Here is a 22,632-nt window from a genome sequence, read left to right on the forward strand (position 1 = left end):
CACCCGAGCGGATTCTCGTCAGTACTCCTCCGGGCGTTTTCGCGCCTCGAGGCCGTCGTCGTCGAACCGCTTTGCGCGCAGGTACCGCGCCCGGTATCGGTTCGCGCCGTCTCCCAGGTCCGCCTCGCGGATCTCGTCGGTTCGCCCCTCGGCGACCGCGTCGATCAGCTCTCCGAGCTGGTTGAACTCGCTCGTCGTCAACTCGAGTTCGTACGTCCGTTCCGTCTCCGACTCGAGGATCGCCCACTTGCGGGCGGCGGCGACGACGAGCGAGCAAGGCTCCCGGCAGGGGAACGGGCCGTCGCCGCCGTCTACGTCGAGTTCGTCGCCTTCCTCGTACTCCCACTCGCGACGACGGAGACACTGTGAGTCGACACAACAGGCGTCGGCCATCCATTCGACGGCGTCGCGGGGCAGTTCGTCGACGACGTCGTAGATACCGGTCTGGCGCTCGGCGGTCTCGAGCCAGTGGTCGACGTCGAGTTCACCCAGTCGTTCGCGGTGCCAGTTGGCGATCGTCGCCGGATAGACGGAGCCGACCGTTTCGACGAGTTCGTCGCCCGACAGACCGGTGAACGCCCACCCCGACGGAAGCGTCGGTGCCGTCTTCAGCGGTCGGTATCGGCCGTCCTCGTCCGTCGTCGCGATCTCGCGGGCGTTCCGGGGGTCGTCGTACACCTCGAGGTCGGCGACGTCGGTGTCGGCGTCGTCGACGTGCCAGAGGTCGTAGACGCGAACCCCGTCGGGTTCGTCGACGTCGACGAACCGGGCGGTGATACAGAGCTGTCCCCACTCCCGGTCGATGCCGTCACGGAGCGCGTCCTGTCGCTGTGGTACCTGGAGTGTCTGATCCGTTTCGGCGGTCGTCTCCGGCACTTTTCCGTTCGCCGTCTCCGGTACTGTTCGGTTCGCCTCGAGTGTCGTCTCCGCGCTAGGGGCGGTCACGGCCTCGCCGACGACGGGTGCTCGTTCACACCACCGCAGGAACGCCCGTCGAGCGGTTCCCTCACCGCCGACGTCTCCCTGCCAGTAGTACCAGTTGGTGACGTACTCCTCGACCGTCTCGAGGACGTCCCGGAGCTCCGACCGCCCGAACGTCGATCGATCGAGCGTCGGCGTCTCGAGGGCAAACCGCCGGTCATCGCCGTCGGCTACGGGCTCGAGGCGGAGCCCGTCGAACGCGACGTCGCCGTCGTCGACCGTCGCGAGCAGGGCGTCGACGGGATCCGACGAATCGGTCGCGTCAGCCACGATCAGTCACCCGTTTTCGTCGTTCCGGCCGTTCCGTCCACATCGGCGGGTTCCGTGACCGAACCGCCCGCTCCTACTCGAACGATCTCGATGGCGTCGCCGAGTTCCGCACCGGCGTCGGCCGCACGCTCTAAGACGACGTCGGCCATCAGGTCCTCCGTGCCGACGGCGCCGGCGTACCAGATTCGGTGGCCGTCGACCGCCGCCGGGACGTCCCACCCTAGCCGGAAGTCGGTGGTCAGCCCCATATCCTCGGGAATATCCTCCTGGGTGTGGTAGCCGTCGGCGACGAACAGCGGGACGACGACGACGTCCTCGCTCTCGAAGAAGTCGGTGACGTCGTCGACTTTGGGTTCCTCGTCCATGAACAGCGCCTGTACCTCGTCGAAACGGTCGCGCTCGCGGATGCGGTCGGTGTGGTACTCGATCGCCTTCGCGGAGTTTTCGTTCCGTTCGGTGCCGTGGCCGACGACCGCGAGGCCGACCCCGTCTCCGACGTCGGGATCCTCGGTGACGCGTTCGGCGCGTCCGACGATTACGTCCGTCATCGCGTCGTGGGTCCCGACCGGCCCGCAGTAGTGGACGGTCTTGTCCGCGTCGCCGACCGAGAGGGTGACCTCGGTCGCGCTGGTTCCGTCCGAATCCCACAGTTCGGGGTCCCACCCCTCGAGGCGCAGTTCTCGGGGAATCACCTGCTCGGTGAAGTATCCCTCGCTGATAAAGAGCGGAACGACGAACACCTCCTCGGACTCGAGGGTACGAATCACCTCGCGGAAGTGCGGTTCTTCCTTCCAGAACGCCTCGCGGACCTCGTCGAACGCGCCCGTCTCGCGGATGGCGTCCGCGTGGGCGTAGGTCGGATCGGAGGCGTCCGGATTCAGGTGCGATCCGTGTGCCGCGACGACCAGCGCTTGCATGTCGAGCCATTGGGAGAGCGTCGATTTATACTCTCTGACGATGCCGAATATATCTCCGATAACTCCGAAAATGGGTTCTCGGACAGACAACCGTGAATTCCGATATCGTCATCTCCTCGATGACCCGTTGATCGTGTGATGGTGCTTGGTGTCTCGGTTTCACGAAAATCGGACGGAACCGCGCTAACTTTGTCCGAATTGGATCACGAGCGGCGAGGCTGTCGACTGACAGCGGGCGCTCACTCCGGGACGTCGAACTCGGTTCGCGCTTCGCAGTCGTGTTCTCTCGACCGGAGCGCTGCGACGGCGGTGTACGTTCCCGGAACCGGATCGTCCCACTCGCCCTCGTAGGTCGTCGACTCCCCGGCGCTCAGCCGTTCCGACTCGAGAACCTGTGCGAACGCACGGCCCTCGGTGAACCGCCAGAGTTCGCGTCCCTCGTCCTGGACGACGAACTCGGCGTTCGCCGCGTCCGGAAACTGCAACTCGAGCGGGTCCGACCCCGCGTTCGTGACGGTGAACGCGAACGCGACCGTCCGCTCGCCGCGTTCGTCCGTCGAGACAGCCACCTCGAGTGTCCCCTCGAGCGTCATGGCTCGACACTCGATGCCCGGGCGTAAAGTGATTGGTGCAGTCGTGGTGAGTGGCCAACCCACCGTGGTGTTCCGACCCGCCGCGAGGCGAACGCTATATCGGTGATCGGGGTCTACCCGGTACCGTGCAACTGGTCGGGTACGAGCCGAGCGGACGCGGTTCGGCGCTGGTGATCGCCGACGACGGGGAACTCACCCGTCACCCCCTCGAGCCCGGGGAGTCGTTGTCGTACTCGCTCGGGACGCGGCGGTGTGCCGGCGTCGTCGACGACGGCGACCACGTCGCCTGCGACCGGCCATCGGCCCCGTACTGTGAGTACCACACCAGTACGTGGGTCTGCGCTCGCTGTACGGGAACCTGCCTGAAAGACGAGATGGACTGCTACGAGGAACACGCCGTCTACGTCGCCGCGTTCGCACCCGAGACGTTCAAAGTCGGCGTGACGAAGCGCCGACGGCTCGAGACCCGCCTCCGCGAGCAGGGTGCCGATCGCGGGGCCCACGTCCACACGGTATCGAACGGTCGCATCGCCCGCGAACTCGAGGCCGAGATCGCCGACTGGCTGGTCGATCGAGTACGAACCGGACCGAAGGTCGAGTCGCTCGGAAGCGAGGTCGACGAGTCGGCGTGGGAGGACGTCCTCGAGGAGTTCGACGTGATCGATCGGTTCGCGTTCGACTACGGATTCGACCTCGAGAGTCGACCAGTCCGGGAGACCATCGCGTCGGGGACCGTCGTCGGCGTGAAGGGGCGACTGCTCGTCCTCGAGCGCGGCGGGACGACCTACGCCGTCGACGTGCGGGACCTGGTCGGCTACGAACTCGAGGACGGCGAGACGAACCGGTCGCTGCAATCGTCGTTCGCTTCCTTCGAGTGACCGCAACCCGTTTCTCCTCGGTGGCCGCAACTCGTTCGTCCCTCATACGGTCTGCTGTAAATCGTTACCGGCGAAACCACGAGCCGTCTGTGGTCTCACCGGTAAACCGTTACAGCAATCCGTATCAATGGCTACTATCCGCTCGTTCCGCTGGTGACCGTCACTCGTTTTGATTCGTAGGACCCGTCCGGGAACGCGTTCCGGCTTCGAGTCGCACACGCAAGGCCAATTACGACAACGCTGTCGCTGGTGGTTGGTCTCGGATAATGACAGCGGGACCAGGACACGATGGGAACGAACACGATGGGAACGAGGAACTCCTCGAGGACCGGCTCCCGTCGGACCGCCGTTATCGGTCGGAGGACGCAAGCGATTGCGCCCGTCGCGTGCTCCCCGACGGCGGTCAGGCGGTCGAAGAGGAATCAGACGGCGAAGCATCCGAGGCGGAGGACGGCGGTGACGACGAGAGAGACGCGGAGTCGGACGAGGAGGGCGTACCGGACGACGGCGAACAAGAAGACGAGACGGAGGCTGAAGACGGCGACGAAGCGGACGAAGAGTCGACGGACGAAACGGACGAGGACGAGGCGGAAGAAGAGGAGGAAGAAGAAAGCGAGGGCCAGAGTGAAACGTCGGCCGACGAGGAGGACGAAGCGAACGAAGACGAGGCGGAAACCCGCGGCGAGGAAGACGAGGAGGAGTCCACTGCGGAGGACCGCGAAGCGGGCCACGCCGACGACGCCGAGGACGTCTACGAGAGCGACGAGGCCTCGGGCGTCCTGCACCTCGACCTCGACGGACTGTTTCTCGATCTGCTCGGACTCGAGGTGAACCTCAACCCGGTGACGCTCGACGTCTCGGCCCGGCCGGGCGAAGGCAACCTGCTCGGGAACCTGTTGTCCGCGGTAAGCGGGCTGTTGAACGCGCCCGGTTCTGCACTCGAGAAGGTGAAATCGGTACTCGGGAAGCCGAAATCGTGGCTCACCGGCGCGTGGAACAGAATCACGGGATGGATCGCGGGACTGGCGAACAAGCCACGGGAGTTCGTCGGCGGCCTCCTCGGCAGCGGGGAGGAACTCGTCCCCGAGGACGTGACACCCGATATCGGAGGTGAAGAGGACGACGAATCGTCCGGCGGCATACTTTCGTCGATCGCCGGCTGGGTACGCGGACTGCTCTCTTCGGTGGCGAGCAAGCTCGCGGAGGGAATCGCCGCGCTCGTGCCGAGTCTCCCGATCGAAGAACTCGTGGCGACGGTCGTTCGCGAGCTCGTTCGGGGACTCATCGAGTACCTCGAGCCGGAGACCGACAAATCGAGCGACGGAGCGGAGCCGAGTGCGGAGCAAGCGGAGGCACACTCATGAGCCAGGATACGACATCGGAGTCGGGCGAGGAGTCCGACTCGTTGACGGGACGGATCGACTACGAACGAATCACGGAGAACGTCGACGTCGGCGAACTCGTCGAGGGCACCCAGTGGGAAGACGAGGTCGACGAGGACGCGCCGCTCGGCCAGACCATCGGCGGCTTGATCGGTGCCGCCGTCGGTCGACTGATCGGCGAGCGTCTCGGGCGTACGATCGGCGAACTCGTGATGGACGAACTGTTCGGCACCACCGAGGACGCCGACGAGCGAGAACTCGAGGAGGACTCCGAAGCGGAAGAAACCGACGAGGACGAGGAAGAGACGACGGAGGACAGCGAAGAGGAGACGCCAGAAGAGGAAAAGGACGAGAGCGCGGACGAGTCGGAGACCGCGGACGACGAGGAAGAATCCGAGACCGACGAGGACGAGTCGGAGGCAGCAGACGGCGAGGACGAATCCGACGAATCGGGGGCAGAAACGGACGGCGAGGAACAATCAGAGAGCGACGAAGAAAGTGAGGAAGAGTAACCGTGAGTACACCGCGTTTCGAGGACCGTGACAGTCGAGGTGTTCGCGATGGGTGAGGGCTCGGAGCTGCGAGAACTCGTCGTCGAGGAGATGACCGAACAGGTAGATGTCGGCCAGCTACTCGGCAATGGCTCGCTCGAGGACGAGGTCGACGGCGGCGAGATCGGCGCCTCGGTCGGGCGGACGATCGGCGAACGCCTGGGTCGCGAACTCGGCGAGTCGGTCGGCCGGAACGTTCACGAGGCGCTCGCAAGCGGGTTCGAGGACGAAGATCGCGACCTCGGAGAGATCCGGTCGGACGTGACGTCGGCGATCGGAGAGGCCGTCACTGAGACGATCGATGGCAAGTCCGTCCGGTCCGTCGGCGAGGGCGTGGCCGAGGACGTCGAGTCGGCGGGAGAAACGGTCGCCGAGGAGACGCCGCTCGAGGGCGTCCTCGAGGAGTCGGACGACGAAACCGACGCCGAAACGGAGGAGGACGAAGCCGCCGAGGCGAGCGAAGCCGACGACGGTGAGACCGAGGCGGAATCATCGGCTGCGGACGAAGCGGAGTCCGGGGCGGACGAAGCGGAGTCCGAGGCGGACGAAGCCGACGACCCCGAGTACGATGCGGCGGATCTCGAGGACCTCAGACGGGAGACGCTCGAGGATTTCCTCGGAGTGTTGTCGTACCAGGACCTCCAGTCGATCGCCAAGGACGTCGACGTGAAGGCGAACCTGAGCCGCGAGGAGATGACCGAGGAAATCGTCGAGACGGTTGCGACGGCGGCGGAGGACGACAGCGCGGAGGCCGGTTCGGAAAAAGAGTCGGAGGCCGACGCGGACGGCGGGTCGAACGCGGAAGCGGACTGAAATCAGTTGACGTGCCGTGTCGATGCCAGCCGAGCAGACACCACAACGACAATGTCAAACGATCTCGAGAAGCGGGTGGACGACGTACTGGAACGGGCCGACGCGGCCGGCGGATCGGCCGTCACGGACGACGGCGAGTCGGTCGAGTCGCTCCTCGAGGTGGCCGCCGATGCCGACGAGATACTCGCGTCCGCCGAGCCTGCGGCGGTACTCGAGGCCGTCGGGTTGGATCGGTTCCCCGACGGGTCAGAGCCCGAGTCGATCCCGGCGGCGATCGCTCACGGCGATCCCACCGACGTCGAGGCACTCGACCGGCTGATCAGTCTCTCGAGGCTCTCGGAGCAGTCGGATGCGGACGAACTCGAGGGTACCGTCGGCGCGCTTCGAGAGACGCTCGGCGAATCGGGGGTGGCAGGTGACGAGGGCGAGACGATAGCCGACGAGAGCGAGGTAGCTGCCGACGAGGGCGAGACGGACGAGAACGGTTCGGGTCGTGACCCCGAGTCGGCCGAGGACGGCGATCTCGGCGATCGCCTTCGTTCGGCGATGAGCGAGCCGTTCGAGGCGTTCGGAGACGAGGTCGACCAGCTCCGCGACCGTCTCGAGGAGGCGGGTTCGGAGGCAGTCGCCGACGCTGGTGGCGAGGAAGACGCGGACGACCAAGAGGACGGACGCGGGGAGGAAGACGACGGTTTCCTCGAGCCGGATCTCGGCTCGGATGACGGGCGCGGCGGGCAGAGAGGCGGCGCGGATCGACACTCCACGGTCGCGCCCTCGCCGTCGGACCGGCCAGATATGAATGCGGTCAAACGGTTCTCGACGATGCCCGACCGGAACGACCGCTGATACGGTCTGGTGTCAGTCAGTCCCGCTGCACCCGGGGCCCATCTGCGGTTTCGCCGGTACATTATTCCAGCAATCCGTATCAGTGGCTGCTATCTTCCTCGTCTTTCACACGCCGGTCGTCGACGAACATCCGTACGCCCATGACGGGAATAAACAGGAAGAACGCGAGAAGCACCGCCGAGATCATAGCGGCGTTTACGAACCGGGGGGTGAGTTCGGGCGTCATCAACAGCGACGCGAGTACGACGCCGCCCAGTACCGAGACAACGGTCAGGATCACGATGTCCGTTCGGTTCACCGGCACTTCCTCGGGCATGGTCGGTCGTTGGGTCGAGGGGATAAAGTCCTAGGAGATTTCGGTCGGCCGTCGATAGGTCCTTTCCGCTCCCCCCTGTATGTGCCTCGTATGTACGACTCGATCCTCGTCGCGACCGACGGAAGCGACGGTGCGGCCGACGCGACTGATCACGCGGTCGAACTCGCCGGCCGGTTCGACGTTCCGCTGTACGGCGTCGCCGTCCTCGAGACGCGAACCGAGTACGACAACGCCATCGTCGATCCGGAGGAGGTCGAACGCCGGCAACGCGAACGGGCAGAGGATGCGCTCTCGAGTCTCGAGGCCGCAGCTACCGATGCGAACCTGTCGGTCGAGACCGTGATCCGGTCGGGCGTCCCACACGAGCAGATCCTTGCCGTCGCCGCCGACCACGATGTCGGCGTGATCGTCGTCGGCGCTCGCGGGCGGTCGTCCCTTAAGCGTGTCCTGCTCGGTAGCACCGTCGATGGGGTCGTCAGGCTCGCAGACCGACCAGTGTTGGTCGTAAGCGACGAGTCGTCTCAGTCGGCTACGGAGGACAAGTCGTTTCGGTAATCGTCGTCCGGGCCGTCCCTCCGACCGAACATTTACCTCCCCCTGTCATGTGAGTCAGGGGTATGACGCTACTCGTTCCGTTCGACGCCTCGCCGCTTTCGACGACGGCGCTCGAACGAGCAGTGACGTTCGGTGACTGTCTCGACGAAGAGGTCGTGGTCCTGACGGTTATCCCCGACGATCCGGAGTACGCTCGCGGTCGAGGGTGGATCACCCGCGGCGAGCCGTTCGACCCGGAGACGACCGAAGCAGGTCTCCGGTCGCGTGCCGCCGACGTGGCTCCGGAGGCGACGTTCCGGACCGAGCTGGTCGATCCCGACGAGCCAACCGCGACGTCGACGACCGAAGTCGTCCGCGAGATCCGCCGCGTTGCGAGCGAGATCGAAGCCAGCGTCGTCTTCGTCGGTTCGGAGAACGCGGGATCGGTAATCGCACCGCAATCGAGCGTCGGAAAGCCGGTCGCGAGCGATCACCGCTACGACGTCTACGTCGTCCGCCAGCCCGGCGGATCCGTCGACCAGGAGGAACTCACAGACGTCGACTCGACGACCGAGTGATACGGGCTGCCGTACGTCAGTACCACCGTACCAGAGACCCGTCCTCCGGGTACGGCGGTAAGCGGTTACAACAGCCCGTCTGACGCGGGGCGGACCTCGCGTTCGGATCGTCGTCGTGTGACGCCGGTGTCTCACTCTGGCTTTCGAACGAGGTAGCCATACTGCGTCAGGGAGAAGAACGCCCCGCCGGTCGCCTCGAGCGCCCGGAGATCCTCGGTCCAGGTTTCGACCGTTTCAGGGTCGACGACGTCCCGGTCCACGACGTAGTTCGCGACGCCCTCCATCAGGTGGTACGCGAACGTTTCCTCCTCGAGGCGGGTGTCGAGGAGGCAGTTCGGCTCGACGCGGTCGACGACCAGGCCGCCCTCGCGAAGCGGTTCGGCGAGTTCCGACCCGAGGTGCGGGCGCGGACAGTGCTCGGGGAACGCCTCGAGGACCCGGTTCGCCCGCGATCGGTTCGTCGATCGCCACACGAGCGAGTCCCAGTCGGTGTGATAGACCACCGCCCGACCGCCGGGGCGGAGCACGCGGGCAAGTTCGCCGATTGCGGCCTCGAGGTCGTCGACGTCGTACTCGACGCCGTCGGGGATCGGGAGCGTGACCTCTTGCTTGCCTCGGCTCATCGGTCGGCCTCCGTGTCTCAGCGGACGGTGATGGCGCTCTGGACGAGTCGCGTGTCGTCGCTGGTGCGCTCGAGCGGGTCGGGGATCGTGACGAGTTCCCAGCCGTCGGACTCGACGACTGCGGTCGTCACGCTCGCCGTGAGACGGCTACGGTGGGCCTCGTTCGGCGCCCAGGTGTCGAAATAGATCCGAACGCCTCCGCGCCCGTCAGGGCTCGCAGAGACCTCGACGCCCTCGGTGCTCGATCAGCGGAGGTTGCGCTCGACGTCGGCGAGCTCGTGCATGACTTCGCGGTCAGTAGCCGGTTCATCACTCCGAACTGGCAAGGGGTTGCCATAGAGCCCGGGATCGGAGTCGAACCGGGAGCCGCGCTGATCGGGGCCGACCGCGCCGCGTCGTCAGTATCCGCGCTTGTGGTACGCTCGAGCGAGTCGCAATGCCTTCTCTGGATCAGTCTCGGCGACCTCGAGGGCGAACTGCTGGGTTGTCGTGTCGGGCTCGACGTGGTGCTCCTTAACCTGTCCGTCCTGTTCGATGAGTCCGTCCCCACAGCGGTACGTGAGGACGTCGACGGTCTGATCGTCGATCCGGTTGATAGCCCAGACAGTCGCGTGCTGGCCGTCGTCCGCGTAGGCGTAGACGTCGGCCGTCGTCGGGACGTCGCTGTCTGTCTTGGTGCCGGTCTCGATCTCGTCGTCGGCTGGGTTGGGTGCCATACCCCATCGTTCCCCAGACTGCCGCATAAACTCATTGGGGAATTCCCCACTATTCGTAATCGACGGGATCGGCGTCCTCTACGGTCAATTCCCGAGCGTCGTCGGAGGTGAGAACGGCGATGTAGACGTCGCTGTCGGCGTACCCAAGGGTGTCAGCGTTAGCACCTCGCATTGTGAATGAAGGCGAATGCTTTCGTCCAGCGGTCAACTGACTGCCACGAACTTCGATACGGAAACCGATCGAAAACCGCCGTATTCGGAGTTTGAACGGGCTGAGACACGATTTCACGGTCGAACGATCACCCCACGTTTCTCGGCGTGACTCACACGGAAAATCGAGATCGTCGAGGCCCCAGTTGTCCCAGGGTCCGCGATCGACGACGACTTTTGTCTCGTCGACGACCACTGTGCCGTGCTCGTCAGGTTCCGGCTCGAACAGGTCAGCCAACGCGGTATACCACTCGTGGACCGCCTGGTGGGAGTGGCCGAGCCACTCCCCAACCAGGCGGTACGAAAGCCCCAGATGGTACAGAAACGCCGCTTCAACCCGCTTTTCGGTCGGTGTGTCCTTGCGTGAAAACACTCTTTGTTCGCGTGCTCGTTTGACTAGCTGGTCGAGCATTGAGTTCACCAACTCCCACTAGCTCGACCATTTCCATACTCCCATCGCTGACACCCCTTATGTACCTGCCCGCCGTCCCTTCGCACAACTCGAACGCCCCCTCACGCGATCGGCGATGACAGTAGCCGCGCCGACGCTCCCCGTCGACGATCCGATCCTCGTCTTCGGGATCGCGACGTTCGTCTTTCTCACGGCACCGCTCGTCCTCCAGCGGTATCGGCTGCCTGGGATCGTCGGCATCATCCTCGTCGGCGCGGCGATCGGTCCGAACGGCCTGTCGGTACTCGACCGTGGCGAGACGATCGTCTTGCTCGGCGAGGTGGGGCTCGTCTACCTGATGTTCGTCGCCGCCCTCGAGATCAACCTCACCCAGTTCGTCGAGTACCGCGACCGGAGCCTCGTCTTCGGCCTCCTCTCGTTCGTCGTTCCGCAGGTGATCGGCACCGTCGTCGGCTACGCGTTCCTCGGTCTCTCGTTCGGGGCGGCCGCGCTGTTCGCCGCGATCTTCGCCTCGCATACGTTGCTCGCGTATCCGATCGTCACCCAGCTCGGAATCGCGAAAGCGGAGAGCGTGACGGTGACGATCGGCGGGACGATCGTGACGGACACGCTGGCGTTGCTCGTCCTCGCGGTCGTCGTCGCCGCCGAGGTCGGTGACCTGGGGGCGCTGTTCTGGCTCGAGCTCTCCGCCGGCCTGGTGATATTCTTCGTCGGCGTCTGGGTGCTCGTCCCGCGGATCGGCCGCTGGTTCTTCCGATCCGTCCGCCGGGAGAGTTACTTCGAGTTCCTGTTCGTGATGACGATCCTGTTCGGCTGTGCCTATCTGGCAGAGCTCGCCCAGGTCGAACCGATCGTCGGTGCCTTTCTCGCCGGGCTGGCGCTCAACAGGTCGATCCCCGAACGCGGCACGTTGATGAACCGCATCGAGTTCGTCGGAAACGCGCTGTTTATCCCCTTCTTTTTGCTGTCGGTCGGGATGCTCGTCGACGTCCGCGTTCTCGTTGCGGGCCTCGAGACCGTGACGCTCGCGGCCGCGTTTCTCGTCCTCGTCGTAACGACGAAGTACCTCGCGGCTCGGCTGACGGCGAGGCTGTACGGCTACTCCCACGCGGAGACGATGACGATGTTCGGGCTCTCGGTAGGCCAGGCCGCGGCGGCGCTGGCGATCGTCCTCATCGGGTTCGACGTGGGGCTGTTCGGCGACGCCATGTTGAACGCCGTCGTCGTGATGATACTGGTCGTCAGCGTCGTGAGTCCAGCAGTGGTCGATCGATTCGGGCGACGGCTCGTTCGCGCCACCGGTCGGCTGGACAGTCGGCGGTCGCTCGCGCCCGAACGGATCATGGTTTCGTTCTCCCGGGACCCACAGTACCGGGACCGGCTACTCGATCTCGCCGTGATCGTCCGCGAACCCGAGCACGAACAGCCCCTGTACACGGTTACGGTCGTTCGGTCGGTCGCCGACGTCGATCCGACTGCAATCGAGACCGAGGTCGCCGACGTCGAAGCCGCGCTCGCGGACGCCGAAACCTACGGTGCTGGTTCCGAGGTTCCCGTCGAGGCCCGAACGAGCGTCGAGCGCGATGTCGCATCGGGGATCGTCCGAACGGCCATCGAGAACCGGATCACAACGTTGATCGTGGGCTGGGATGGCCGCCCCTCTCGAACCGGCGGAACGTTCAGTACCGTGATCAACCGCGTCGTTCGGCGGAGTCGACAGCTCGTGATGATCTCACACGTTCGACAGCCGCTCAACGCGACGAGCGAAGTCGTCCTCGCGCTCCCGAGGGGAATCGAACGAAACGCGGGATTTTACGGCACTCTCCGGACGATCGACAGGATCGCGACGCAACTCGGCGCACCGATTCGGATCGTCGTCGTCGGCGACGACCCGGCCCAGTTCGAGCGCCTCGTCGAACTCCTCGAGCCCGACGTCTCCGTCTCGTTCGAGCGCGCTGCGGACTGGAGCCAGCTGCTCGATCGGCTTCGAGACGACGTCGACGAGACCAGCCTCGTCGTGACGCTGTCAGCGCGGCGGGGAACGAGGGGGTGGGACCCGGAACTCGAGGCGCTGCCGAGGCGCCTCTCCGGGCGGGTCGACGGGAACCTCCTCGTCGTCTATCCGGCGGTCAGAGATCGCGACGACGACCGACAGTTCCTCCGATTCGACTGATTCGGAGTCGCTCGACCGGAGATCTACCTCCGGTGGCGCGTCGGCATCCGATTCACCGCTGCAGGAACGTTTATTCCGCTGACCGACTTCGGTCGGAACGAGACATGGTCGATCGGAACGGGCGGGAGACGGATCGCCCGATCCCCGCCGATACGTCTCGCAGCCCCCCGGAGCGGTTCGTCGAACAGGCGACCGTCTCCGATCCGGCGATCTACGACGAGTTCGAGGACAGTTGGCCGACGTGTTGGGAACGTGCCGCCGACCGCCTCTCGTGGCGCGAGGAGTACGACACCGTCCTCGAGGACGAGGACGCCCCATTCTATCGCTGGTTCACCGGTGGGACGCTGAACGCCTCGGAAAACTGCGTCGACCGCCACCTCGAGTCGGGACGGAAGAATCACGTCGCGATTCGCTGGGAGGGGAAACACGGCGAGCGCGAGACCTACACCTACCGCGACCTGTATGTCGCGGTCAACGAGTTCGCCGCGGCCCTGCGCGAGTTGGGCGTCGAGGACGGTGACGTCGTCACGGTCTACCTGCCGATGATCCCCGAGTTGCCGATCGCGATGCTCGCCTGTGCCCGGATCGGTGCGCCTCACAACGTCGTCTTCGCCGGTCTCTCGGCGGATGCACTCGCGACCCGGATGGACGCTGCGGGAAGCGAGATCCTCGTCACCTGCGACGGCTACTATCGGCGTGGCGACGCATTCAATCAGAAGAGCAGGGCCGAAAACGCCAAACTCTCGCTCGAGGCCGACGTTCGGACCGTCGTCGTCGACCGTCTCGGGGCGCAACTCCCCCACGTTCTCGGCGAGGACGAGTGGGACTACGACGACCTCCGCGAGGAGTTCTCGGGCGAGACCGTCGACCCGGTCGCACGTGAGTCGGAGGACATGCTGTTTCTGATGTACACCTCGGGGACGACCGGCGATCCGAAGGGTGTCGTTCACTCCACGGGTGGCTACCTCGCACACGTCGCCTGGACCACCAGGGCCGTTCTCGACGTCGAACCCGAGGATACCTACTGGTGTGCGGCCGACATCGGCTGGATCACGGGCCACTCCTACATCGTCTACGGCCCGCTCGCGCTGGGGACGACGACGGTGATGTACGAGGGGACTCCCGACTACCCCGACCGAGATAGGCTCTGGGAGATCGTCGACCGGAACGCCGTCGACGTCTTCTATACGGCACCGACGGCGATTCGCTCGTTCATGAAGTGGGGGGAGAAGTACCCCGACCGTCACGACCTCTCCTCGCTTCGCCTGCTCGGGACGGTCGGCGAACCGATCGGTCCGCGCCCGTGGAACTGGTATTACACGCACGTCGGCGGCGAGGAGTGTCCGGTCGTCGACACCTGGTGGCAGACCGAGACGGGCGCGGTGACGATCTCGACGCTCCCCGGAGTCGACGAGATGAAACCCGGCGCAGCGGGTCCCGCGCTGCCCGGAATCGGCGTGGCGGTGGTCGACGAGAACGGGGTGTCGGTCGATCCCGGCGAGACGGGGTATCTCACACTCACGCGGCCCTGGCCGGGGATGCTTCGGACGCTGTACGACAGCGACGACCGGTTCGTCGAGGAGTACTGGGCGCAGTTTTCCGATCCGGACGCCGACGAGTGGCGCTACGCGAGCGGTGACACGGCGACGGTCGACGAGGACGGCTACGTCACCATCCTCGGGCGGGTCGACGACGTCATCAACGCCGGCGGGGGGCGACTCAGCACGATGGAGATCGAGAGCGCGATCACGGACGTCGACGGCGTGGCCGAATCCGCAGTGGTCGGTCGCTCGAGCGACAGCGGCGACACGAAGATCTACGCCTACGTCAGCACCGGCGGCCGGTCGGAGGCGAACGCCGAGTTGCGCCGACTGATCCTCGAGAGCGTCGAGTCGGCGATCGGGCCGATCGCGAAACCTCACGAGGTCGTGTTCACGCCGGAGCTGCCGAAGACGCGCTCGGGGAAGATCATGCGCCGACTCCTCGAGGACATCGCGAACGACGAGGAACTCGGCGACACGAGCGCGCTTCGAAACCCCGAGATCGTGGGTGAGATACTCACCGATCGCGACGCCGGATAGCTGGTTTCGCACGATATAGAAATCCGAAACAAGTTTTCGAGGGAGTTCGGTTCATTTCCGGGTATAGTGTGAGTCTTCGGATAACAAACGGCCGAAAGGCGACGACCCTCCACGAGACTCCCCCAATTACCGATACAATTATGTTCGCAACTCTTGAATAACCGAAAGATGGGCGTGAGGTCCGACCAGTCGCCGCTCTCGAGTCGGGCGTACGAAACGCTGCTCGACGGTGCCGAGACGTACCGGGAGGCGCTCGTCGTTCGCCTCTGTGGCGAAGTCGGGTTGGGGCCGGCGGAGCTCGTCCGGCTGACGGTCGACGACGTCGAACAGGTCCGGATCGATCCGCCGCGGTATCTCGTTCGAGTTCCTGGCGACGACGACCGCGAGCGACGCACGGCCTACCTTCCGACTCACGTCGAACGAGAGATTCGGCGGTACGCCCGCAGCAACGGACTCACCGCCGACGACCGGATCTTCTCCGTGACGCCGCGTCGCCTCCAGATGCTCGTCTCCGACGTCACAGACCGGGCGAGTGAGATCCACGACGAACCCGCCCTCGCCGACGTCTCGACGAACGATCTCAGGCGATTCTTCGCTCGACGTGCGCTCGTCGACCACGACGTCAACCCGCGGGCGGTGAAAGCCGCGGGCGGCTGGCGGAGCTTCGAGGCACTCGAGTCCTACCTTCGCGAGCCAACCGATTCAGAACTCGTCGATGCCTTCGAGGCCGTCGAACGTCCGTCGCCCGCGCGCTCCGAGGAGAACGTTGGGCGGCCCGGTTCGGTGGTCAGCGACGACAGCGTCGTCCGCCTGTTGCTCGCCGCGAGCGATCGGTACGCGCTCGTCCGTCTCGACGCCGAGGGGTACGTCGACCGCTGGAACCGCAGCGCGGCCGCGCTGTTTGGCTACCGGGCCGGCGAGATCGTCGGCACGCACGTCTCGACGTTTTACACCGACAACGCCGTCGACGCCGGCGTTCCCGACCGCGTCCTCTCGTCGGCCATCGCGGAGTCCGGCCACGAGGTCGACGGCTGGCGCGTCCACGAGGACGGCTCCCGGTTTCGAGCGACGGAAGTCGTCGTCCCTCTCCGGGGCGAACGTGGCCGTCACAGCGGGTTCGCCGTCTTCGTTCGAGACGTCTCGCGGACCCACGACCGCCTCGAGGAACTCAGGACGGAACGCGAGGAACTCGAGCGCCGAACGGCAATCGCCCGTTGTCACCGCGAGATCACCCAGGCACTGCTCGACTCGGCGAATCACGAGGAACTCGAGACCAACGTCTGTACCGCTCTCGCAGCCGGTGACGCGTACTCGTTCGCCTGGATCGACCGGTCGACGCTGACGGACGGCCGCCGAGAGTGGCGCGCCTCGAGTGGAATTCCGCCTGCATCGGCCGACCGGATCGTCCCGGAGGAGTGGCGAGGCGACGGGGCGAACGAGGTTAGCGAGCCCGAACGGCGGATAGCGATCGTAAACGGCGTCTCGGATACGCTCGAGGGCGAGGAGTTCGACGGTTCGCTCGCGCGAGTCGCGCTGTCGACGGGCGAGACGACGTACGGAACGCTGACAGTCGGAACCGATCGCACCGGCGCGTTCGACGGGGACGAACGCCGGTGGCTCGAGACGGTCGGCCGTCAGATTGGCGCGGCGATCGGCGCGATTCGGCGGCGAACACACATGCTCTCGGATCGCGTCGTCGAACTCGAACTGGCCTGTCGCGACGCGGGTTCGTTTTTCGTCGACGCGTCGCGCCGACTGGGGTGTCGGTTCGAACTCGATTCACTCGTTCCGGTCTCCGAGTCGACACAGCTCTACTACCTCCAACTCGAGGGGGCGTCCCCCGGCGAGGCGTTCGATCTTGCGGTGGAAAACGCAAGCGTCGAGGAGTTCCGGCTGATCGACGCCGGCGAAGGCCGTTCCCGCGTGGAGTTCGTTCTCGACGGTCGATCGCCGGCGCTGACGCTGACCGAGTACGGTGCGACGGTCACGGACGCAGTCTTCGACGACGGGGTCGCGACGATCACCGCGGAGTGTGGCGTCGACGCCGACATTCGGACGATCGTCGACGGCCTCCGGGCCGTCTACCCGGACTCGAGTTTGATCGGCAAACGCGAGACGGAGCGAGCCGTTCGGACCGCACGCGAGTACAGAGAGGGGATCGCAGATCGACTCACGGACAGACAGGAGGCCGCACTCCGGGCAGCGTACTTCGGCGGCTACTACGATTGGCCCCGCGAGAGCACGGCCGAGGAGGTGGCGGATGCGATGGGGATCACGTCGCCGACGCTGCACAGTCACCTGCGGAAGGGGCAACACGAACTCTTGCGGACGTTCTTCGACGACCCCGAGTCGGACGATCGCGATCCGTCGTAGGCCGCCCCCGTCGACCCCGAGTCCGTCGGACCTCGTCGCTTCGGCCCGAAACTAACCGTCTAGAGTCGATCACCCGTTCGTCGTCGAACACGCGTTCGAGGGGGCCGCCCGGGCAGACGCTCACACGAACAACCCCCGTTTTCGTGGGCATATCGACCGTCGAACCCGGACTCGTCGTGCCGACGAACCCGGCAGGCTTTGTACAACTAGAGGTCAGCTTTACTATCACGGTTATACATTGTGTGAACGTAACATGACACCGGAGGAAGCCAACCTCGAGGCGAGACTCGAAGAACAAGAGCAATTCGAGCCGCCCGAATCGTTCGTCGAGCAGGCGAACGTTTCGGATCCGGGGATATACGAGGAATTCGAAGAGAACTGGCCCGAGTGCTGGGAACGGGCGGCGGATCTGCTCTCCTGGGACAGCGAGTACGACACCGTCCTCGAGGACGGCGATGCGCCGTTTTACGAGTGGTTCACCGGAGGGGAGCTCAACGCTTCGTACAACTGTCTCGACCGCCACGTCGAGGAGGGCGCGAAGAACCGGGCGGCGATCAAGTGGGAGGGTGAGTTAGGAGAGACGCGGACCTACACCTACGGCGACCTGCTGAACGAGGTCGAGGCGTTCGCGGCGACGCTTCGAGACCTCGGCGTCGAGGAAGATGACGTCGTCACCCTCTACATGCCGATGGTTCCCGAGTTGCCGATCGCGATGCTCGCCTGCGCCCGGATCGGCGCGCCACACAGCGTCGTCTTCGCGGGCTTCTCCGCGGACGCGCTCGCGACGCGGATGAACTCGGCCGACAGCGAGTACCTCGTCACGTGCGACGGCTACTACCGCCGCGGCGATGCGCTCGATCACATTTCGAAGACCAACGAGGGCCTCGAGGGCGTCGATCACGAGGTATCGGACGTCGTGGTCGTCGATCGTCTGGGAGACGCACTCGATCACTCGCTGTCGGCGAACCAGCACGACTACGACGACCTGGTCGACGAACACGCGGGTGCGTCGGTCGAGCCGGTCTCACGCGACGCGGAGGACATGCTGTTTCTGATGTACACGTCGGGAACGACGGGTCAACCGAAAGGCGTCAAGCATACGACCGGCGGCTATCTCGCGTACACCGCCTGGACGAGTCAGGCGGTTCTCGACGTCAAACCCGAAGACACCTACTGGTGTTCGGCGGACATCGGCTGGATCACGGGTCACTCCTACATCGTCTACGGGCCGCTCGCGCTCGGGACGACGACGGTGATGTACGAAGGGACCCCCGACTACCCCGAAAAAGACCGACTGTGGGAGATCGTCGAGAAGAACCGGGTCGACATCTTCTACACCGCGCCGACGGCGATCCGGGCGTTCATGAAGTGGGGCAAGCAGTATCCCGAACGGTACGACCTGTCTTCGCTTCGGCTGCTCGGGACCGTCGGCGAACCGATCAACCCACGCGCCTGGAAGTGGTACTACCAGCACATCGGCAACGAGGACTGTCCGGTCGTCGACACCTGGTGGCAGACCGAGACGGGCGGGATGATGATCACCACGCTTCCGGGAATCAACACGATGAAACCCGGATCCGCCGGGCCACCGTTGCCAGGCATCGGTGCCAAGGTGGTCGACGCGAACGGCGAGGAAGTCGACGCTGGCCAGGCAGGCTACGTGATGGTCGACAAACCGTGGCCAGGGATGCTTCGGACGCTGTACCAGAACGACGACCGGTTCATCACGGAGTACTGGCAGGAGTACTCCGACGAGGACGCTGACGAGTGGACATACTTCCCCGAGGACGGCGCAAAGATCGACGACGACGGCTATATCACCATCCTCGGGCGCGTCGACGACGTGGTCAACGTCTCCGGCCACCGGCTGGGAACGATGGAGATTGAGTCGGCGGTCGTCGGCGTCGAAGGTATCGCCGAAGCCGCCGTCGTCGGCGGCGACCACGAGATCAAAGGCGAGGCCGTCTACGTCTATGCAATCCCGGAAGACGGCTACGACGCCGGTGACGAGTTAGCGGAGCGCGCGATCCAGGGGGTCGTCGACTCGATCGGCCCGATCGCTAAACCCGAGGAAGTGATCTTCACGCCGGAGTTGCCGAAGACGCGCTCGGGCAAGATCATGCGCCGACTGTTAGAGGACATCGCGAGTGGCAACGAACTCGGAAACACCTCGACTCTGCGAAACCCCGACGTCGTCGACGACATCGCGGAACAGGCCGAGAGCAACTGACCCCGGCTTCTTCCTCGTCTAACAGCGGAAGACCGGATATCGAACAAAACATGTCAAATAGCTGCTCGAGAAATGGTAGATAATAACAACCACAATTCGACGGACGCCGTCGAAACTGACGGCGGCGCAACGACGGAAGCGTACCTCGACGAGGAAATAAATATATTCAAACCGGCCACCCCGTTCATGCGGGATCACTTGCGGGTAATCTGGCTCTCGTTTTTCGCGTGGGTGGTCGTCGTCTTCGGACCGACGACGGCGATCCTGTTTGCGAGTGATTTCATGGTCGAGACGACCGTTCTCGGAGGGTTTCCGCTTCATTTCTTCCTGACGGCGATCGTCACACCGCTTGGTGCGCTGTTGCTGTCCGTCGCCTACGCGACCCAACGTGACAGACTCGACACCAAGTACGGCATCAGCCACGAGGCGGATACCGACTCGAGCGGAGCCGTCGCGACCGACGGGGGTGACGACTGATGCTCGGGACGATTGCCGGGGCGCTCCCGGGAATACTCGAACCGGTCGTTCTCCAGGAGACGGCACTCGACGTGGGCGAGTTCAAGCTCGTTCCGGCGCTGATGGTCGTCGTCATGCTGGCGGTATTTCTCGGCGTCGGCTACTTCTTCCGGGTCGCAGCGGTCGACGAACTGTGGGTCGCGGGACGGTCAATCGGAAGCATCGAGAACGGGATGGCGATCGGCGCGAACTGGATGAGCGCCGCGTCGTATCTCGGCGTCGCCGCGCTGGTCGCGACGCTGGGCTACTTCGGGCTCGCGTACGTCGTCGGCTGGACGACCGGCTACTTCATCCTGCTCATCTTCATGGCCGCGCAGTTTCGCCGCTTTGGCAAGTACACCGCCCCGGACTTCGTCGGCGATCGGTTTTACTCCGACTGGGCCCGCGGCATCGCCGCGTTCACGACGCTCGCGATCGCCTTTACGTACGCGATCGGTCAGGCAAGCGGTATGGGGCTGATGGCTCAGTACATCTTCGGCGTCTCCTACGAGGTGGGCGTCATTCTACTCATGGCCGTCACGATCGGCTACGTCGCACTCTCGGGCATGCTCGGGACGACGAAGAACATGGCCATCCAGTACGTCATCCTCATCATCGCGTTCACGCTCGGACTCTACGCCACGGGCTGGGCGGAAGGGTGGTCGATCGCGTTACCGTACCTCGAGGCCGGCCCGCAGGTCGCCGAGGCGGCGAGCCTCGAGGCGCAGTTCGTCGAGCCGTTCGCGAACGTCGGCTACTACGGCTGGATCGCGCTGGCCTTTAGCCTGATCGTCGGTACCTGCGGACTCCCGCACGTCCTCGTTCGGTTCTACACCGTCGACAACGAACGGACCGCCCGCTGGTCGACCGTCTGGGGGCTGTTTTTCATCTGCCTGCTCTACTGGGGGACGGCGACGTACGCCGCCTTCGGCGGATTGCTCTACGACCGCGAGGTCACGGACGGCGGCGGATTCACCGGGATGTCCGGGGAGGAAGCCGACGCGCTCGTCGTGTTGACCACCCAGCTCGCCGGACTGCCGGAGTGGCTCGTCGGGCTGGTCGCGGCGGGTGCCGTCGCGGCGGCGCTCGCGACCACCTCAGGGCTGTTCATCACGGCCTCTTCGGCGGCGGCACACGACATCTACACGAACCTCTACAGGGAGAACGCGACCCAGCGCGAGCAGCTGATCGTCGGCCGAACGACGATCCTCGGGATCGGCGCCCTCGTGACTCTCATCGGACTCAATCCGCCAGCGCTCATCGGCGAACTCGTCGCGATGGCGTTCGCGATCGCCGGCACCATCTTCTTCCCGGTGTTCTTCCTCGGTCTCTGGTGGGAGAATACGACGAGAGAAGGCGCGATCACGGGGATGCTCGTCGGGATGCTCGTCTCCTTCGGTGCGATCGTCAACGATACCGTCGTTCCGATGTACACTGGCGTCGACGAGGCGATGATCCCGGCGCTCGCAACCTGGGTGCCGGGAACGTCGTCGGCGTTGGTCGGCGTCCCGATCGTCTTCGTCGTCATCATCGTCGGCTCGATCCTCACGGACGACCCACCACAGGACGTCAAACGCCTCGTTCGGCAGTGTCACAGCCCCGAGCCGATGCAACAGATGGAAACAGCGGAAGACGTCGCCACCGACGGCGGCACCACGGAGGAGTAAGCATGTACGATACGATCCTCGTTCCGACGGACGGAAGCACAGTGGCGGAGAACGCGATCGAGCACGCGATCGACCTCGCGGCGACCTACGACGCCGACGTACACGCGCTGTACGTCGTCGATATCAGCGCCATGGACGTCGCCGTCGGCACCGAACAGGTCGACCGTCTGCGACAGGGTGATCTGGACGACCTCCCGGAACTCCGCGAACGAGCGACCGAGGCCGTCTCTCAGGTCAGCCAGGCGGCGGCCGAACACGACCTGAACGTCACGGAGGCCATCGTCGCCGGCAACCCCCACAAGCGAATATCGACGTACGCCGACGATCACGCCGTCGATCTGATCGTCATGGGCTCTGCGGGCCGCGGCGGCGTTCGACGCGCCCTCCTCGGTAGCGTCGCCGAACGAACGCTCAGGACGACTGACATTCCGGTACTCGTCGTCGACGTCCGCCAGGACAGCTGATCGAGTCCCTCGAGGAGAACGGATACGGTTGTGCGTTCGGCCTCGAGAAGCGAACACAAACTTATAGTAGCCACTGAAAGTCATTGCACACCCGATCGCCAGACGAAAAGCGCGGTTCGGAACGAGCGAAGTGAGTGAGAACCGCGGAATAGCGAGCGGGGAACGCAGTGATCCGTGAGCTCGGCGATCTGTGTGTAAATCGTTTCAGTTGTTACTATCGTTCTCCGACCGGTCGCGTTCGCCCGTCGCGTGCTCGAGGCTCGTGACGAAGCCGAAGTAGGCGACGATCCCCGCGAGCATGAACATGTAGTAGGCCCAATCGGGCCCCTCGAGCACCGCGAAGAGCAGATGAACCATCGTCACCCAGCCGACGGCGAACACGAGGTCGACGAACATCCCCCACCGCTGGGCTCTGGCCTCCTCGAGCCAGGCGCGAACCGACGTCACGGCCGTCCTCCTCCCGTTCGCTCGGATTCGGTCATCGACCGATCGATTCGGCGGGGTCGCGAAAAACCCTTTCGGGAAAACG

The 22,632-nt window shown here is 64.9% G+C and carries 22 protein-coding genes; 14 read left to right on the forward strand and 8 right to left on the reverse strand.

The features are described 5' to 3' along the window. Positions 1-18: 18 nt before the first annotated feature. From GRS80_RS06255 to GRS80_RS06265, 3 genes are all read right to left on the reverse strand, one after another. Entirely contained in the window at positions 19-1,251 is a 1,233-nt protein-coding gene (locus GRS80_RS06255) for a DR2241 family protein (RefSeq protein ID WP_343161472.1), read from the reverse strand. A 2-nt stretch (positions 1,252-1,253) separates the two neighbouring features. Then, positions 1,254-2,168 carry a CbiX/SirB N-terminal domain-containing protein gene (locus GRS80_RS06260; RefSeq protein WP_160046803.1) on the reverse strand — a complete coding sequence of 305 codons (915 nt, stop codon included), beginning with the start codon at positions 2,166-2,168 and terminating at the stop codon, positions 1,254-1,256. A gap of 239 nt (positions 2,169-2,407) precedes the next feature. Then, entirely contained in the window at positions 2,408-2,761 is a 354-nt protein-coding gene (locus GRS80_RS06265) for a BsuPI-related putative proteinase inhibitor (RefSeq protein ID WP_160046804.1), read from the reverse strand. Positions 2,762-2,886: 125 nt separating this feature from the next. Between GRS80_RS06265 and GRS80_RS06270 the strand changes: the two genes are divergently transcribed. From GRS80_RS06270 to GRS80_RS06290, 5 genes are all read left to right on the forward strand, one after another. Beyond that, positions 2,887-3,639, forward strand: a complete 753-nt coding sequence (locus GRS80_RS06270; RefSeq protein WP_343161473.1) for a DUF2797 domain-containing protein — start codon at positions 2,887-2,889, stop codon at positions 3,637-3,639. 266 nt (positions 3,640-3,905) lie between these two features. Further along, positions 3,906-5,003, forward strand: a complete 1,098-nt coding sequence (locus tag GRS80_RS06275) for a hypothetical protein (RefSeq protein WP_200840337.1) — start codon at positions 3,906-3,908, stop codon at positions 5,001-5,003. Next, positions 5,000-5,533 (forward strand): hypothetical protein, encoded by a 534-nt coding sequence (locus GRS80_RS06280; RefSeq protein ID WP_160046805.1) that lies wholly within the window; start codon positions 5,000-5,002, stop codon positions 5,531-5,533. Before GRS80_RS06275 ends, GRS80_RS06280 begins: the two co-directional genes overlap by 4 nt. A 48-nt stretch (positions 5,534-5,581) precedes the next feature. Then, positions 5,582-6,385 carry a hypothetical protein gene (locus GRS80_RS06285; protein ID WP_160046806.1) on the forward strand — a complete coding sequence of 268 codons (804 nt, stop codon included), beginning with the start codon at positions 5,582-5,584 and terminating at the stop codon, positions 6,383-6,385. Between the two features lie 51 nt (positions 6,386-6,436). Continuing rightward, positions 6,437-7,231 carry a hypothetical protein gene (locus tag GRS80_RS06290; protein ID WP_160046807.1) on the forward strand — a complete coding sequence of 265 codons (795 nt, stop codon included), beginning with the start codon at positions 6,437-6,439 and terminating at the stop codon, positions 7,229-7,231. A 79-nt stretch (positions 7,232-7,310) separates the two neighbouring features. On the opposite strand, the gene GRS80_RS06295 is transcribed toward GRS80_RS06290, so the two are convergent. Further along, entirely contained in the window at positions 7,311-7,547 is a 237-nt protein-coding gene (locus GRS80_RS06295) for a hypothetical protein (RefSeq protein ID WP_160046808.1), read from the reverse strand. 90 nt (positions 7,548-7,637) lie between these two features. Between GRS80_RS06295 and GRS80_RS06300 the strand changes: the two genes are divergently transcribed. Beyond that, positions 7,638-8,102, forward strand: a complete 465-nt coding sequence (locus GRS80_RS06300; protein ID WP_160046809.1) for a universal stress protein — start codon at positions 7,638-7,640, stop codon at positions 8,100-8,102. A 62-nt stretch (positions 8,103-8,164) separates the two neighbouring features. Continuing rightward, a complete protein-coding gene (locus tag GRS80_RS06305; RefSeq protein ID WP_160046810.1) occupies positions 8,165-8,659 on the forward strand; it encodes a universal stress protein in 495 nt (164 codons plus the stop codon). Between the two features lie 131 nt (positions 8,660-8,790). Here GRS80_RS06305 and GRS80_RS06310 read toward each other — a convergent pair whose 3' ends face one another. The 3 genes from GRS80_RS06310 to GRS80_RS20920 all read right to left on the reverse strand — a co-directional run bounded on the left by GRS80_RS06310 (position 8,791) and on the right by GRS80_RS20920 (position 10,170). After that, positions 8,791-9,282 (reverse strand): hypothetical protein, encoded by a 492-nt coding sequence (locus GRS80_RS06310; protein WP_160046811.1) that lies wholly within the window; start codon positions 9,280-9,282, stop codon positions 8,791-8,793. 398 nt (positions 9,283-9,680) lie between these two features. Then, a complete protein-coding gene (locus GRS80_RS06315; protein WP_160046812.1) occupies positions 9,681-9,998 on the reverse strand; it encodes a hypothetical protein in 318 nt (105 codons plus the stop codon). A gap of 49 nt (positions 9,999-10,047) precedes the next feature. Beyond that, entirely contained in the window at positions 10,048-10,170 is a 123-nt protein-coding gene (locus GRS80_RS20920) for a hypothetical protein (RefSeq protein WP_255455250.1), read from the reverse strand. 565 nt (positions 10,171-10,735) lie between these two features. On the opposite strand from GRS80_RS20920, the gene GRS80_RS06320 reads away from it, so the two are divergent. From GRS80_RS06320 to GRS80_RS06350, 7 genes are all read left to right on the forward strand, one after another. After that, positions 10,736-12,793, forward strand: a complete 2,058-nt coding sequence (locus GRS80_RS06320) for a cation:proton antiporter (RefSeq protein WP_160046813.1) — start codon at positions 10,736-10,738, stop codon at positions 12,791-12,793. Between the two features lie 104 nt (positions 12,794-12,897). Beyond that, a complete protein-coding gene (gene acs, locus GRS80_RS06325) occupies positions 12,898-14,874 on the forward strand; it encodes an acetate--CoA ligase (protein ID WP_160046814.1) in 1,977 nt (658 codons plus the stop codon). Positions 14,875-15,042: 168 nt separating this feature from the next. After that, positions 15,043-17,247, forward strand: coding sequence for a bacterio-opsin activator domain-containing protein (locus GRS80_RS06330; protein ID WP_160046815.1), 2,205 nt, complete (start codon positions 15,043-15,045; stop codon positions 17,245-17,247). 253 nt (positions 17,248-17,500) lie between these two features. Continuing rightward, positions 17,501-19,477: an acetate--CoA ligase gene (gene acs / locus GRS80_RS06335; protein ID WP_160046816.1), complete on the forward strand. Its 1,977-nt coding sequence runs from the start codon at positions 17,501-17,503 to the stop codon at positions 19,475-19,477. A 72-nt stretch (positions 19,478-19,549) separates the two neighbouring features. Continuing rightward, positions 19,550-19,954, forward strand: coding sequence for a DUF4212 domain-containing protein (locus GRS80_RS06340; protein WP_160046817.1), 405 nt, complete (start codon positions 19,550-19,552; stop codon positions 19,952-19,954). Continuing rightward, on the forward strand, positions 19,954-21,639 hold the full coding sequence (locus GRS80_RS06345; RefSeq protein WP_160046818.1) for a cation acetate symporter: 1,686 nt from the start codon (positions 19,954-19,956) through the stop codon (positions 21,637-21,639). Before GRS80_RS06340 ends, GRS80_RS06345 begins: the two co-directional genes overlap by 1 nt. A 2-nt stretch (positions 21,640-21,641) precedes the next feature. Then, positions 21,642-22,103: a universal stress protein gene (locus GRS80_RS06350; RefSeq protein WP_160046819.1), complete on the forward strand. Its 462-nt coding sequence runs from the start codon at positions 21,642-21,644 to the stop codon at positions 22,101-22,103. Between the two features lie 204 nt (positions 22,104-22,307). On the opposite strand, the gene GRS80_RS06355 is transcribed toward GRS80_RS06350, so the two are convergent. Beyond that, positions 22,308-22,550, reverse strand: coding sequence for a hypothetical protein (locus GRS80_RS06355; RefSeq protein WP_343161474.1), 243 nt, complete (start codon positions 22,548-22,550; stop codon positions 22,308-22,310). Between the last annotated feature and the right edge of the window lie 82 nt (positions 22,551-22,632).

It is taken from the genome of Natrialba sp. INN-245 (assembly GCF_009807105.1).
GTDB classification, from domain to species: Archaea; Halobacteriota; Halobacteria; order Halobacteriales; family Natrialbaceae; genus Natrarchaeobius; species Natrarchaeobius swarupiae.